This is a genomic window from Mycobacterium sp., from assembly GCF_044342925.1.
Classification (GTDB): Bacteria; Actinomycetota; Actinomycetes; order Mycobacteriales; family Mycobacteriaceae; genus Mycobacterium.
Genome location: NZ_JBIIOV010000014.1, coordinates 18,358 through 32,125, shown reverse-complemented (window position 1 = coordinate 32,125; position 13,768 = coordinate 18,358). Strand labels below are relative to the sequence as shown.

At 68.5% G+C, this 13,768-nt stretch carries 17 protein-coding genes and 1 pseudogene; 16 read left to right on the top strand and 2 right to left on the bottom strand.

Annotated elements, in window-relative coordinates; genetic code table 11:
• From ADBZ6I_RS03095 to ADBZ6I_RS03085, 3 genes and pseudogenes are all read left to right on the top strand, one after another.
• Positions 1-141, top strand: a pseudogene (locus ADBZ6I_RS03095) (carboxylating nicotinate-nucleotide diphosphorylase); the annotation flags it as partial.
• A gap of 46 nt (positions 142-187) precedes the next feature.
• Entirely contained in the window at positions 188-418 is a 231-nt protein-coding gene (locus ADBZ6I_RS03090; RefSeq protein WP_526380741.1) for a CopG family ribbon-helix-helix protein, read from the top strand.
• Positions 402-752, top strand: coding sequence for a type II toxin-antitoxin system PemK/MazF family toxin (locus tag ADBZ6I_RS03085; RefSeq protein ID WP_526380739.1), 351 nt, complete (start codon positions 402-404; stop codon positions 750-752). Before ADBZ6I_RS03090 ends, ADBZ6I_RS03085 begins: the two co-directional genes overlap by 17 nt.
• A 23-nt stretch (positions 753-775) precedes the next feature.
• On the opposite strand, the gene ADBZ6I_RS03080 is transcribed toward ADBZ6I_RS03085, so the two are convergent.
• Positions 776-1,192, bottom strand: a complete 417-nt coding sequence (locus ADBZ6I_RS03080) for a nitroreductase family deazaflavin-dependent oxidoreductase (protein ID WP_526380753.1) — start codon at positions 1,190-1,192, stop codon at positions 776-778.
• 149 nt (positions 1,193-1,341) lie between these two features.
• Between ADBZ6I_RS03080 and hisD the strand changes: the two genes are divergently transcribed.
• The 8 genes from hisD (at position 1,342) to hisI (ending at position 8,072) form a co-directional block, all read left to right on the top strand.
• The gene (gene hisD, locus ADBZ6I_RS03075; protein ID WP_526380751.1) at positions 1,342-2,658 is read left to right on the top strand and encodes a histidinol dehydrogenase; all 1,317 of its coding nucleotides are present in this window, start codon (positions 1,342-1,344) and stop codon (positions 2,656-2,658) included.
• A gap of 124 nt (positions 2,659-2,782) precedes the next feature.
• Positions 2,783-3,931 carry a histidinol-phosphate transaminase gene (locus tag ADBZ6I_RS03070; RefSeq protein WP_526380737.1) on the top strand — a complete coding sequence of 383 codons (1,149 nt, stop codon included), beginning with the start codon at positions 2,783-2,785 and terminating at the stop codon, positions 3,929-3,931.
• Complete coding sequence (gene hisB / locus ADBZ6I_RS03065; protein WP_526380735.1) at positions 3,928-4,584, top strand: imidazoleglycerol-phosphate dehydratase HisB; 657 nt, start codon at positions 3,928-3,930, stop codon at positions 4,582-4,584. The genes ADBZ6I_RS03070 and hisB overlap by 4 nt, the downstream gene beginning before the upstream one ends.
• On the top strand, positions 4,581-5,216 hold the full coding sequence (gene hisH, locus ADBZ6I_RS03060) for an imidazole glycerol phosphate synthase subunit HisH (protein WP_526380733.1): 636 nt from the start codon (positions 4,581-4,583) through the stop codon (positions 5,214-5,216). The genes hisB and hisH overlap by 4 nt, the downstream gene beginning before the upstream one ends.
• A 23-nt stretch (positions 5,217-5,239) precedes the next feature.
• Positions 5,240-5,980 (top strand): bifunctional 1-(5-phosphoribosyl)-5-((5-phosphoribosylamino)methylideneamino)imidazole-4-carboxamide isomerase/phosphoribosylanthranilate isomerase PriA, encoded by a 741-nt coding sequence (gene priA, locus ADBZ6I_RS03055; protein WP_526380749.1) that lies wholly within the window; start codon positions 5,240-5,242, stop codon positions 5,978-5,980.
• A 1-nt stretch (position 5,981) separates the two neighbouring features.
• Positions 5,982-6,788 carry an inositol monophosphatase family protein gene (locus ADBZ6I_RS03050; protein ID WP_526380731.1) on the top strand — a complete coding sequence of 269 codons (807 nt, stop codon included), beginning with the start codon at positions 5,982-5,984 and terminating at the stop codon, positions 6,786-6,788.
• Positions 6,788-7,576: an imidazole glycerol phosphate synthase subunit HisF gene (hisF, locus tag ADBZ6I_RS03045; protein WP_526380729.1), complete on the top strand. Its 789-nt coding sequence runs from the start codon at positions 6,788-6,790 to the stop codon at positions 7,574-7,576. The genes ADBZ6I_RS03050 and hisF overlap by 1 nt, the downstream gene beginning before the upstream one ends.
• A 148-nt stretch (positions 7,577-7,724) precedes the next feature.
• Positions 7,725-8,072, top strand: a complete 348-nt coding sequence (gene hisI / locus ADBZ6I_RS03040; protein ID WP_526380727.1) for a phosphoribosyl-AMP cyclohydrolase — start codon at positions 7,725-7,727, stop codon at positions 8,070-8,072.
• On the opposite strand, the gene ADBZ6I_RS03035 is transcribed toward hisI, so the two are convergent.
• Positions 8,073-8,537 carry a peroxiredoxin gene (locus ADBZ6I_RS03035; protein WP_526380725.1) on the bottom strand — a complete coding sequence of 155 codons (465 nt, stop codon included), beginning with the start codon at positions 8,535-8,537 and terminating at the stop codon, positions 8,073-8,075.
• 83 nt (positions 8,538-8,620) lie between these two features.
• On the opposite strand from ADBZ6I_RS03035, the gene ADBZ6I_RS03030 reads away from it, so the two are divergent.
• The 5 genes from ADBZ6I_RS03030 (at position 8,621) to lgt (ending at position 13,746) form a co-directional block, all read left to right on the top strand.
• Positions 8,621-9,241, top strand: a complete 621-nt coding sequence (locus ADBZ6I_RS03030) for a TIGR02234 family membrane protein (RefSeq protein WP_526380747.1) — start codon at positions 8,621-8,623, stop codon at positions 9,239-9,241.
• A gap of 80 nt (positions 9,242-9,321) precedes the next feature.
• Positions 9,322-10,140, top strand: a complete 819-nt coding sequence (gene trpC / locus ADBZ6I_RS03025) for an indole-3-glycerol phosphate synthase TrpC (protein WP_526380723.1) — start codon at positions 9,322-9,324, stop codon at positions 10,138-10,140.
• Positions 10,141-10,163: 23 nt separating this feature from the next.
• Positions 10,164-11,435 carry a tryptophan synthase subunit beta gene (gene trpB, locus ADBZ6I_RS03020; RefSeq protein ID WP_526380721.1) on the top strand — a complete coding sequence of 424 codons (1,272 nt, stop codon included), beginning with the start codon at positions 10,164-10,166 and terminating at the stop codon, positions 11,433-11,435.
• A complete protein-coding gene (gene trpA, locus ADBZ6I_RS03015; protein ID WP_526380719.1) occupies positions 11,432-12,244 on the top strand; it encodes a tryptophan synthase subunit alpha in 813 nt (270 codons plus the stop codon). The genes trpB and trpA overlap by 4 nt, the downstream gene beginning before the upstream one ends.
• Positions 12,241-13,746, top strand: coding sequence for a prolipoprotein diacylglyceryl transferase (lgt, locus tag ADBZ6I_RS03010; RefSeq protein ID WP_526380717.1), 1,506 nt, complete (start codon positions 12,241-12,243; stop codon positions 13,744-13,746). The genes trpA and lgt overlap by 4 nt, the downstream gene beginning before the upstream one ends.
• Positions 13,747-13,768: the final 22 nt, after the last annotated feature.

The following is a 13,768-nucleotide window of genomic DNA, read 5'->3' as shown; positions in this document are numbered from 1 at the left end:
GCACCCTCGGTGCTGCTGGAATCCTCCGGCGGGCTGTCGCTGGACACCGCCGCGGAGTACGCCGGAACCGGGGTGGATTACCTGGCGGTCGGTGCGCTGACCCACTCGGTGCAGGTACTCGACATCGGCCTGGATCTCTGACCCCTAACCCGGTGCTACCGCAATCCGACCCAGGTAGCATTTTGGTATGAAGATGAGTGTGAGCCTGTCCGACGAGGACCTGGCTATTTTGGATGCATACGTCGAAAGCAGTGGGCTGCCGTCGCGGTCGGCAGGGGTTCAAAAGGCCATTCGGATGCTTCGATTCCCGGCGTTGGAGCAGGACTATGAAGATGCCTGGGCGGAGTGGTCTGCGGCCGGGGAGGAAGATCTCTGGGGCGGTGCCTCTGCTGACGGCCTGAGTGATGCGGCGAGGTGACATCTGGCTCGTCGAGTTCGAGCCGGTCCGAGGCAGCGAGGCGAACAAGCGGCGCCCGGCCGTCATCGTGAGTAATGACAGAGCTAACGTCACCGCCGCTCGGCTCAGCCGCGGTGTGGTGACGGTGATTCCTGTGACGAGCAACGTCGCCAAGATCTACCCGTTTCAGGTGTTGTTGCCGGCGTCGGCAACCAGCCTGTCCGTCGACTCTAAGGCGCAGGTTGAACAGGTGAGATCCGTTGATATCGAACGTCTTTCGCAGCCTGTCGGCCGGGTCTCTCCGGTGGAGCTGGCCCGCATCGACGATGCTCTTCGTCTACACCTGGACATCTGAGCGCACCCGCCTGTGTGCTCCGGTCAGGCCACGTCGGCGACGAAGACGCCAACCCCGCGCCGCGCCGCCAGCCGGGCTATCCGCGGCAGGGCCGGGTCGTCGCCACCGGCGGGAACGATCCGCGGATTCACCAGGTGCACGTCGCGGCGACCCAGCCGGATGTCCGCCTCGCCGGCGGCGAGGATGTTCTTGACCCAGTTCGTCTTGCCGTGCCCCAGCATGATCGCGACGGTGTCACCTTTGCGGTACGCCGACACGGGGGTTTCGAACTGCTGGCCGGACTTGCGGCCGCGGTGCCGGATAACGGTGATGCCGGGCATGAACCGTGCCAGCGGCACCGCGACGGGGTTGATGTAGCGGATCTGGAAGTTCTCGAACCACACCGGGAACCGCATCGGCACGCCGGGGGCGTTGTTGGGGTGATCGGCCATACTCCCCATCATGCCGCCGCGCCGCACCGACGCAGTGACAACCCGGCGGCGACCGCCCGGGCATCGGTGAGGCGACCCAATCGATGCGAAATCGATTTTCTTATCGCCCCACCCATCAGGGACAATCGAGCGACATGACTCAGACAAAAAAGAGCACCCTGATGTCCCGCATTGACCTGCGCGGTCGGACGATGACCGCCGCGCAGCTTCGAGCTGCCCTTCCCCGCGGCGGTGTGGACGTCGACGCCGTGGTCCCTGTCGTCCGGCCGATCGTCGACGACATCGCCGAACGCGGCGCGGTGGCCGCGCTGGAATACGGCGCCCGCTTCGACGGGGTTCGCCCCGACACGGTTCGGGTGCCGGTGGCCCAACTCGACGCCGCGCTGAAGGCACTGGACCCGCAGGTGCGTGCCGCCCTCGAAGTGGCCATCGAGCGCACCCGCGCGGTGCACGCCGAGCAACGCCGCACCGACACCACCACCCAGCTGGGACCGGGCGCCTCGGTCACCGAACGCTGGGTGCCTGTCGAGCGGGTCGGCCTGTACGTCCCGGGCGGGACGGCGGTCTACCCGTCCAGCGTGGTGATGAACGTGGTGCCGGCCCAGGCCGCCGGCGTGGACTCGCTGGTGGTGGCCAGCCCGCCGCAGGCGGACTTCGGCGGCCTTCCGCACCCGACGATCCTGGCGGCCGCCCGGTTGCTGGGGGTCGAGGAGGTCTGGGCGGTCGGTGGTGCGCAGGCGGTGGCGCTGCTCGCCTACGGCGGCACTGACACCGATTCCTTGGAGTTGGCTCCGGTCGACATGGTCACCGGGCCAGGCAACATCTATGTCACCGCGGCCAAACGGATCTGCCGCTCGCAGATCGGCATCGACTCCGAGGCCGGGCCCACCGAGATCGCCATCCTGGCTGACCACACCGCCGACCCGGTGCACGTGGCCGCCGACCTGATCAGTCAGGCCGAGCACGACGTCATGGCGGCCAGCGTGCTGGTGACCGACAGCGTCGCGCTGGCCGACGCCACCGACACCGAATTGGCCCGCCAGTTGACCAGCACCGTCCACCGGGAGCGGGTGACCGAAGCGCTGCAGGGCCGCCAGTCCGGCATCATCCTGGTCGACGACGTTGACACCGGGGTGCGGGTGGTCAACGCCTACGCCGCCGAGCACCTGGAGATCCAGACCACAGACGCCGCCGGGGTGGCCGCCCGGATCCGTTCCGCCGGAGCGATTTTCGTCGGCCCGTGGTCGCCGGTGAGCCTGGGCGATTACTGCGCCGGCTCCAACCACGTGCTTCCCACGGCGGGCTGCGCCCGGCACTCCAGTGGATTGTCGGTGCAGACGTTCCTGCGGGGCATCCATGTCGTGGATTACACCGAGGCCGCCCTCAAGGACGTGTCCGGTCATGTCATCACCCTGGCAGGAGCCGAGGACCTGCCCGCGCACGGCGAGGCCGTGCGCCGGAGGTTCGAACGGTGATGAGCGCTTGCGCGAAGAACAGGCAGTCACGATGAGCGCTTGCGCGAAGAACAGGCAGTCACGATGAGCGCTTGCGCGAAGAACAGGCAGTCACGATGAGCGCTTGCGCGAAGAACAGACGGTCATGACGTTAGGTCGACAGGTAGGTCTCGACGACCTGCCGTTGCGGGATAACCTGCGCGGCAAATCCGCCTACGGCGCACCCCAACTCGACGTTCCGGTGCGGCTGAACACCAACGAGAACCCGCACCCGCCCAGCCGCGCCCTGGTCGACGACGCCGCCGAGGCGGTACGCCAGGCGGCCACCCAGCTGCACCGCTACCCGGACCGCGACGCCGTCGCGCTGCGCACCGACCTGGCCGCCTACCTCACGGCCCGGATCGGCATCGACGTCGGCGTCGAGAACGTCTGGGCGGCAAACGGATCCAACGAGATCTTGCAGCAGCTGCTGCAGGCCTTCGGCGGCCCGGGGCGCAGCGCGATCGGATTCGTGCCGTCGTACTCGATGCACCCGATCATCGCCGACGGCACCCAGACCCGGTGGATCCAGGCCGTCCGGGCGGCTGACTTCAGCCTCGACGTCGACGCGGCGGTGGCCGCTATCGCGCAACACCGGCCCGACGTCGTGTTCGTCACCAGCCCGAACAATCCCACCGGACAGAGCATTTCGCTGGACGACTTACGTCGGCTACTGGATTCGATGACCGGCGGGGTGCTGATCGTCGACGAGGCCTACGGCGAGTTCTCCGACCAGCCCAGCGCCGTCGCGCTGCTCGACGAGTATCCGGCCCGGCTGATCGTCAGCCGCACCATGAGCAAGGCCTTCGCCTTCGCCGGCGGGCGCCTCGGTTATCTGGTGGCGGCGCCGGCGGTGATCGAGGCGGTGCTGCTGGTACGCCTTCCCTACCACCTCTCGGCGCTCACCCAGGCCGCGGCAAGGGCGGCTCTGCGGCACGCCGACGAGACGCTGGCCAGCGTGGCCGATTTGGCGGCCGAGCGCCGCCGGGTCAGTGCGGCGTTGCATCAGATGGGTTTCCAGGTGATTCCCAGCGACGCCAACTTCGTGCTGTTCGGCCTGTTCGCCGATGCCGCCAAAGCCTGGGAGCACTATCTGGCCGACGGCGTGCTGATCCGCGACGTCGGCATCCCCGGCTACCTGCGAGTGACCATCGGCCTGCCGGCCGAGAACGACGCCTTCCTGACCGCCAGCCGCAATGTGGCCGCCGCCGACTTAAGCCTTCGTGCAGTGCCCAATCCCCTAGGAGCGCAATGACCGACACTGCTACAACTCCCGAGTCGCTGCGCTCCTGCCCGCCGGCACGCCGCTACGCCAGGGTTGAACGTAAGACCAGAGAGTCCGACATCGTCGTCGAACTCGACCTCGACGGCACCGGGCGGGTGTCCGTCGACACCGGTGTGCCGTTCTTCGACCACATGCTCACCGCACTGGGCGTGCACGGCAGTTTCGATCTGACCGTCACCGCCCGCGGCGACGTGGAGATCGAAGCCCACCACACCGTCGAGGACACCGCGATCGTGCTGGGCACCGCGCTCGGTCAGGCGCTGGGGGACAAGGAGGGTATCCGCCGTTTCGGCGACGCGTTCATCCCGATGGACGAGACGCTGGCGCACGCGGCGGTGGATGTCTCCGGGCGGCCGTATTTCGTGCACACCGGGGAACCGGATTACCTGGTGGACTTCACCATTGCCGGTTCCGGCGTGCCGTACCACACCGTCATCAACCGGCACGTCTTCGAGTCGCTGGCCTTCAACGCGCGCATCGCGCTGCACGTGCGCACGCTCTACGGCCGCGACCCGCACCACATCACCGAGGCGCAGTACAAGGCGGTGGCCCGCGCGCTGCGTCAGGCCGTCGAGCCCGACCCGCGTGCGATGGGCGTGCCATCTACCAAAGGTGTTCTGTGACAGCACGATCCGGCCCGAAGAGAAGGCTGGTAGTCCTGGACTACGGTTCCGGCAATCTCCGGTCGGCGCAGCGCGCTCTGCAGCGAGTGGGTGCCGACGTCGAGGTGACCGCCGACGCCGAGCGGGCGTTGCAGGCCGACGGGCTGGTGGTGCCCGGGGTCGGCGCATTCGCGGCCTGTATGGCCGGACTGCGCGGTATCGGCGGTGACCGCATCATCGCTGAGCGGGTGGCGGCCGGGCGGCCGGTGCTGGGCGTGTGTGTGGGGATGCAGATTCTGTTCGCCCACGGTGTGGAGTTCGGCGTCGACAGCCTCGGCTGCGGCCAGTGGCCCGGCTCGGTGACCCGACTGGAGGCGCCGGTGATCCCGCACATGGGCTGGAACGTCGTCGACGCCGCCCCCGGCAGCACGCTGTTCAAGGGTCTTGACCCCGACACGCGCTTCTACTTCGTCCACTCCTACGCCGCCCAGAAGTGGGAGGGTGCACCAGAGGCACTGCTGACCTGGGCCACTCACCACGTGAAGTTCCTGGCGGCGGTCGAGGACGGGCCGTTGGCGGCCACGCAGTTTCATCCAGAGAAGAGCGGCGACGCCGGTGCGGCGTTGCTGGCGAATTGGGTCGAGGGGCTCTGATTGTGGCACTGAACAGCAATGAACTGATCCTGCTGCCGGCGGTGGACGTCGTCGACGGGCGCGCCGTGCGGTTGGTACAGGGCAAAGCCGGCAGCGAGACCGAGTACGGTTCGGCGCTGGAGGCGGCACTGACCTGGCAGCGCGACGGCGCGGAGTGGATCCACCTGGTGGACCTCGACGCCGCGTTCGGCCGGGGCAGCAACGCGGCCCTGCTGGCCGAGGTGGTCGGGGTCCTGGACGTGCACGTCGAAATGTCCGGCGGTATCCGCGACGACGCCTCGCTGCGGGCCGCGCTGGCTACCGGCTGCGCCCGGGTGAACATCGGCACCGCCGCGCTGGAAAATCCGCAGTGGTGTGCCCAGGCCATCGCTGAGTTCGGCGACAAGGTGGCTGTCGGCCTGGATGTGCAGGTCGTCGACGGTGAACACCGGCTGCGCGGCCGAGGCTGGGAGAGCGACGGCGGTGACCTGTGGCAGGTGCTGGAACGTCTTGACAGTGAGGGATGTTCGCGGTTCGTGGTCACCGACGTCACCAAGGACGGGACCCTGACCGGCCCCAACCTGGAGTTGCTGGAGGGGGTCGCCGAGTGCACCGACGCCCCGGTGATCGCTTCCGGCGGGGTTTCCAGTCTCGACGATCTGCGGGCCATCGCCACGCTGGTCGAGTCGGGGGTGGAAGGCGCGATCGTCGGGAAAGCCCTCTACGCAGGCCGTTTCACGTTGCCCGAGGCGCTGGCGGCGATGAAGGGCGCGGTGAACGGTTAACGTGCCGGACCTCGAGGCGCTGGTAGCCCAAGCCGCCGCCATCCTCGACCGGGCGGCGGTCCCATTCATCGCCGGTCACCGGGCGGATGCCGCGGTGCGCAAGCAGGGCAACGACTTCGCCACCGAGGTCGACCTGGCCATCGAACGGCAGGTGGTGGCCGAACTTCAGGACGCCACCGGAATCGGCGTCCACGGTGAGGAATTCGGCGGCGCCGGCCTCGACGAGCCGCTGGTGTGGGTGCTCGACCCGATCGACGGCACCTTCAACTACGCGGCCGGCTCGCCGATGGCCGCGATCCTGCTTGGCCTGCTGCACGAGGGTCAACCGGTGGCGGGGCTGACCTGGCTGCCGTTCACCGGGCAGCGCTACACCGCCGTGCAGGGCGGTCCGCTGTATCTCGACGGGGTTGCCCAGCCGCAACTGCGTCCGGTCGGTCTGGCTGAATCCATTGTCGCCCTCGGCACTTTCAATGTCGACTGGGGCGGCCGGTTTCCCGGGCGCTACCGGGTGGCCGTGCTGGAGGAGGTCAGCCGGGTGTGCTCCAAGCTGCGCATGCACGGCTCCACCGGGATCGACATGGCCTACGTGGCGGCCGGAATCATGGGCGCCGCCATCAGTTTCGGCGGCAAGGTGTGGGACCACGCCGCGGGAGCCGCGCTGGTGCGGGCGGCCGGCGGTATCGTCACCGAACTGGACGGCCAGTCATGGACGCCCGATACCCGTTCCACACTGACCGCTGCGCCCGGAGCTCACGACGAGGTGTTGGAGATTCTGCGCAGGGTCGGCTCGCCGGAGGAGTACCGCTGATGTCAAAGAACGCGACCGATGTAGCGGTGCGGGTCATCCCGTGCCTGGATGTCGACGCCGGGCGGGTGGTCAAAGGTGTCAACTTCGAGAACCTGCGGGACGCCGGCGACCCGGTGGAATTGGCGGCCGCCTACGACGCCGAGGGCGCCGACGAACTGACCTTCCTGGACGTGACGGCGTCGTCGTCGGGCCGGGCGACCATGCTCGACGTGGTCCGGCGCACCGCCGAGCAGGTGTTCATTCCACTCACCGTCGGCGGCGGTGTGCGCTCGGTGGCCGACGTCGACGCGCTGCTGCGGGCGGGTGCGGACAAGGTATCGGTGAACACCGCGGCCATCGCCAGGCCGGATCTGCTGGCCGAGCTGTCGAGACAGTTCGGCTCCCAGTGCATCGTGCTGTCGGTGGATGCCCGCACCGTGCCCGCCGGTGGTGACCCGACTCCGTCGGGCTGGGAGGTCACCACCCACGGCGGGCGTCAGGGCACCGGGATCGACGCCGTCGAATGGGCAAGGCGCGGAGCCGAACTCGGCGTGGGGGAGATCCTGCTGAACTCGATGGACGCCGACGGCACCAAGGCGGGTTTTGACCTGCCGATGCTACGGGCCGTCCGGGCCGCGGTGACCGTGCCGGTGATCGCCAGCGGTGGTGCCGGGTCGGTCGACCACTTCGCACCGGCGGTTCAGGCCGGGGCGGACGCGGTGCTGGCCGCCAGCGTCTTTCATTTCGGCGAGCTGACCATCGGTGAGGTCAAGGCCGCGATGGCGGCGGAGGGGATTACCGTGCGATGAGCGCAGCGAAAAGCACAAATCAGGAAACCGTGCGATGAGCGCAGCGAAAAGCACACATCAGGAAACCGTGCGATGAGCGCAGCGAAAAGCACACATCAGGAAACCGTGCGATGAGCGCAGCGAAAAGCACACATCAGGTTCGCGTTCGATGAGCCTGGATCCGGCGATCGCCGCCAGACTCAAACGCGACGCCAACGGCCTGTTCGCCGCGGTGGCCCAGGAACGCGGCACCGGCGCGGTCCTCATGGTCGCCTGGATGGACGACGAGGCGCTCGCCCGCACGCTGGAAACGCGCCAGGCCACCTATTACTCCCGCTCCCGTGGCGAGTACTGGGTCAAGGGCGCGACGTCGGGACACACCCAGCACGTGCACACGGTGCGGCTGGACTGCGACGGCGACGCGGTGCTGCTCGAGGTCGATCAGGTCGGCGCGGCCTGCCACACCGGCGAGCACAGCTGCTTCGACGGCGAGGTGCTGCTCGCGCCGGAGGCATGACTAGGCCGACGAGCGGGCCCGCAGCACCTCCAGCGCCTTGTCGGCATGGGTGTCCATGTTGACCTCGCTGGAGATGACGTCGAGCACCGCGCCGTCGGTGTCGATGACGAACGTGGTGCGTTTGACCGGCAGGAACTTTCCGAGCAGGCCCCGCTTCACCCCGAACTTCTCGGCCACCGCGCCGTCGGCGTCGGAGAGCAGCGGGTAGTCGAAGCGCTGCGAGTCGGAGAACTTGGCTTGTTTGTCGACCGGGTCGGTGCTGATCCCGACCCGCGAGGCGCCGACCGCGGCGAACTCCGATGCCAGGTCGCGGAAGTGACAGGCTTCTTTGGTGCAGCCCGGGGTCATCGCCGCCGGGTAGAAGAACAGCACGATCGGACCGTCGGCGAGCAGGCCGGACAGTGAGCGCACCGTCCCGGTCTGGTCCGGCAGTGCGAAATCGGGCGCGCGGTCACCAGTTTTCATATCTGTAAATCTAGCCGTACCGCGGTGGGAGAGAGCACCCGCACAGGTCTGGGAGGATGTAGCCCGTGCAGGTGTTCCGCCGTATGCCCCAGGGCGCTGTGATCCGCGCAGCGCAGCTGCTGCTGCTGCTGTCCGCGGCCGGCTTGTGGGTGGCGTCCCGGCTGCCGTGGGTTTCGGTGACGTCCTTCGACGGTTTAGGTCTGCCCAAGACGTCCACGCTCAACGGTGCGGCCTGGTCGACGGCATTGCTGCCGATGGCTGTGCTGTTGCTGGCCGCGGCCCTGGCGACGCTGGCCGTGCGCGGCTGGCTGCTGCGGGTCGTGGCGCTGCTGGTCGCGGTGGTCTGCCTGGCGATGGGCTACCTCGGGATGACGCTGATCGTGATGCACGACATCGGCCCGCGCGGCGCCGAGGTTGCGGGTGTGCAGGTGGCGACGCTCGTCGCCAGTAGTCGGCAGATCGCCGGTGCGGTCGTGACCCTGATTGCGGCGGTGGCCGCCCTGGCGGCCGCGGTGCTGATGATGCGCGCGGCGGTGTCAGCCGCCCGCCCGGCCAAATATGCGACATCCGGATCGGCCGTCGGATCGGGTGCCGAGGAGCTGTCCGAGCGGGGCTTGTGGGACGCCTTGGACGAGGGCCGCGATCCGACTCACGAGGTGACTGCAGACCCGCGAGCGGCCGGGTCCGAGACCGAGGGGCGGTGACGGATGTCGGCTAGCGGGCAGATACTCTTTCACGGAACGCGGCGAGATCGTCAGTTAATGCAGGAGGGGGTCCGGCTGCAATGAGTTCGGCAACCGTGCTCGACTCCATTCTCGAAGGAGTGTTCGCCGACGTTGCCGCGCGGGAGGCAATCGTCAGCATGGCCGATGTCAAGGCGGCTGCCGAGTCAGCTCCTCCGGCGCGCGACGCCTTGGCCGCCCTGCGCGCTCCGGGCATTGCCGTGATCGCCGAAGTGAAGCGGGCCAGCCCGTCTCGCGGTCAGCTGGCACCCATCGCCGATCCTGCCGAGTTGGCACGGGCCTACCAGAGCGGTGGCGCCCGGGTCGTCAGCGTGCTCACCGAGCAGCGCCGGTTCAACGGTTCGCTGGCCGACCTCGATGCGGTCCGGGCCGCGGTCACCATCCCGGTCCTGCGCAAGGACTTCATTGTCCGGCCCTACCAGATCCACGAGGCCCGCGCGCACGGTGCGGACATGCTGCTGCTCATCGTCGCCGCGCTGGACCAGCCTGCCCTGGTGTCGATGCTCGATCGCACCGAGTCGCTCGGCATGACCGCCTTGGTGGAGGTTCACACCGAGGAGGAGGCCGACCGCGCCCTGCAGGCCGGTGCCAAGGTGATCGGTGTCAACGCCCGGGATCTGAAAACGCTCAACGTCGACCGCGACTGCTTCGGGCGCATCGCGCCGGGTCTGCCGTCCAACGTGATTAGGGTCGCGGAGTCCGGGGTGCGCGGTCCGGCCGACCTGCTGGCCTACGCCGGTGCCGGCGCCGACGCCGTCTTGGTCGGGGAGGGGCTGGTCACCAGCGGTGATCCGCGGGGTGCGGTGGCCGACCTGGTGACTGCGGGGGCCCATCCGTCCTGCCCGAAACCCGTCCGCTGACATCCTCGCGGCACACTCTAGATATGGCTGATACCTCGATTCCCACCCTGCCCCGGGCCAGTGCGGCCGTCGCCGAGCCGACGTCGCACGATCCGGACGCGCGGGGCCACTTCGGGATCTTCGGCGGGCGCTACATCCCCGAGGCCCTGATGGCCGTCATCGAGGAGGTCACCGCCGCCTACGAGAAGGCCCGCACCGACCAGACCTTCCTCGACGAACTCGACCGGCTGCAGACCCACTACGCCGGCCGGCCGTCACCGATGTACGAGGCTGCCCGGCTCAGCGCGCACGCCGGCGGAGCACGGATCTTCCTGAAGCGGGAAGACCTCAACCACACCGGTTCCCACAAGATCAACAACGTTCTGGGTCAGGCCCTGCTGGCCCGCCAGATGGGCAAGAGCCGGGTCATCGCCGAGACCGGGGCCGGTCAGCACGGGGTGGCCACCGCCACCGCATGCGCTCTGCTCGGCCTGGAGTGCGTCGTCTACATGGGCGCTATCGACACCGCTCGCCAGGCGCTCAACGTCGCCCGGATGCGGCTGCTCGGCGCGGAGGTAGTCGCTGTCCAATCCGGTTCCAAGACGCTCAAGGACGCCGTCAACGAGGCGTTCCGGGACTGGGTGGCCAACGCCGACAACACCTACTACTGCTTCGGCACCGCCGCGGGACCGCACCCGTTCCCGCTGATGGTGCGCGACTTCCAGCGGGTGATCGGCCTGGAGGCCCGGGCCCAGATGCTGGCGATGACCGACCGGTTGCCCGACGCCGTGACCGCCTGCGTGGGCGGCGGATCCAACGCCATCGGCATCTTCCACCCCTTCATCGACGACCCGGGAGTCCGTCTGGTCGGATTCGAGGCCGGTGGTGACGGCGTCGAAACCGGACGCCATGCCTCCACCTTCTCCGGCGGCTCACCGGGAGCGTTCCAAGGCTCCTACTCCTACGTGATGCAGAACGAGGAAGGCCAGACGATCGAATCCCACTCGATCTCAGCCGGTCTGGACTATCCGGGCGTAGGCCCCGAGCACGCCTTCCTGATGGATGTCGGCCGCACCGAGTACCGGCCGATCACCGACACCCAGGCGATGGACGCCTTCCGGCTGCTGTGCCGGCTGGAGGGCATCATCCCGGCCATCGAGTCCGCGCATGCCATCGCCGGCACGGTGGAGTTGGCCCGCGAGTTGGGACCTGAGGCGATCATCCTGGTCAACCTCTCCGGCCGGGGCGACAAGGACGTGGAGACCGCCGCCCGCTGGTTCGGACTGTTCGACGCCGACAATCCGGGAGCATCATGACCCCCAAGCACAGTGCCCCGGGTCGGCTCGGCCCGATTTTCGACGCGTGCCGCCGCGAAGGCCGGGCGGCCCTGATCGGCTACCTGCCGACGGGATATCCGGACGTTCAGACCTCCATCGACGCCATGGTGGCGATGAGCCGCGAGTGCGACATCATCGAGGTCGGCGTTCCCTACTCTGATCCCGGCATGGACGGCCCGGTGATCGCAACCGCGACCGAAGCTGCTCTGCAGCATGGCGTCCGGATACGCGACACGCTGCGGGCAGTAGCGGCCATCAGCTCCGCGGGCGGTAATGCCGTGGTGATGAGCTACTGGAATCCCGTGCTGCACTACGGGGTTGACGCTTTCGCCCGTGATCTGGCCGCCGCCGGTGGGCTGGGCATGATCACCCCGGACCTGATTCCCGACGAGGGCGAGGCGTGGCTGGCGGCCGCCGACGCCCACGACTTGGACCGTATCTTCCTGGTGGCGCCGTCGTCGACGCCGGAGCGGCTGGCTCGCACCGTCGAGGCGTCGCGCGGGTTCGTCTACGCTGCCTCCACCATGGGGGTGACGGGTGCTCGGGACGCGGTGTCCAACGCCGCGCCGGAACTGGTGCGCCGGATCAAGGAAATCTCCGACATCCCCGTTGGTGTCGGTCTCGGCGTGCGGTCGCGCGAACAGGCCGCGGAAATAGCCCATTACGCCGACGGGGTTATCGTCGGTTCGGCTCTGGTGTCGGCGCTGACCGACGACGGAGTCGCTGCAGTACGGACGTTGACCGGGGAACTGGCCGTCGGTGTTCGAGAGAAGGTTCCTGCCACGTGACGACAACCGTGCTCGCCTACTTCCCGAGTCCCGGGCAGGGCGTCTGGTACCTCGGTCCCATTCCTATCCGGGCGTATGCGCTGTGCATCATCGCCGGGATCATCGCCGCGCTGGTCATCGGTGACCGGCGGTGGGTGGCCCGCGGCGGCGAGCGCGGCGTCGTTTACGACGTCGCGCTGTGGGCGGTGCCGTTCGGACTGATCGGCGGCCGGCTCTACCACCTGCTCACCGACTGGAAGAGCTACTTCGGACCGGGTGGAGCCGGCATCGGCGCGGCGGCGCGGATCTGGGAAGGCGGCCTGGGCATCTGGGGCGCAGTGGCGCTGGGTGGTGTGGGTGCGTGGATCGCCTGCCGCCGCAGGGGAATTCCGCTGCCGGCTTTCGGCGACGCGGTCGCCCCGGGAATCGTCCTGGCGCAGGCGATCGGCCGGCTGGGCAACTACTTCAACCAGGAGCTCTACGGCCGGGAGACCACCGTGCCGTGGGGCATGGAGGTCTTCTACCGCCGCGATGCCTACGGTGTGGTGGATGTGCAATCCCTCGACGGTGTGTCGACCGGCCAGGTCGCCGCGGTGGTTCATCCGACGTTCCTCTACGAACTGCTGTGGAACCTGCTGGTGTTCTTCTTGCTGCTGTGGGCCGACCGCAAGTTCCGGTTGGGCCACGGTCGGCTGTTCGCGCTGTATGTGGCGTCCTACTGCGTCGGCCGGTTCTGGGTCGAGTTGATGCGCGACGACACCGCCACCCTGATCGCGGGCATTCGGGTCAACGTGTTCACCGCGACCTTCGTGTTCATCGGTGCGGTGGTCTACATGCTGCTGGCGCCGAAGGGCCGGGAGAACCCGGCGTCACTGCGGGGCCGCCAGCCGATCGAAGCGCGCCACGAGTCGATGGTCGAGGAGTGGGCTGAGGACCTGGTGGCCGCCGCCAAGGGCAGTGGAATCGTGGCCGCGGCGACGGTGGCCGGTGCGCACGACACCGAGGACGCCGAGGCGGTCGGCGATGTCGACGACGAGGCGTCTGACGTCAATTCCGTCGTGGAGGTTGTCGAGGATGCCAGGGACGACGAGGACGAGGAATCCGTCGACATCGACGAGACATCCGAGGTGATCGTCGAGGTCGACAACGACGAAGAGACGGTGCAGGCCGAGCACGACGTCGAGGTCGTCGACACCGAAGCCGCCGGGGTCGAAGCCGCCGGGGTCGTGGAGCACGCCGACGCCGACGAGGAGATCGCGGACGAAGCCGAGGCCGCCGCTGACGCTGACGCTGGCGAGGAGACGGTGGTGGTCTACGAGCCGGCCGCGGATGACGCCGTCGTCGTGCTGGAGGAACCGGCGCCCGCGGTAGAGACCGAGCCGGTTGTCGAGTCCACGGTTGTCGAGTCCAAGGCTCCCGAGAAGACCGACGCTGACACCGACGCTGACGACACCGACCAGCCCAAGCTGGGGTCGACGTTCAAGCGACTACTGTGGGGCGCCGGCAACCGGGGCCGGAGCTGACCGCTCTGGCATGCTGGGGGGC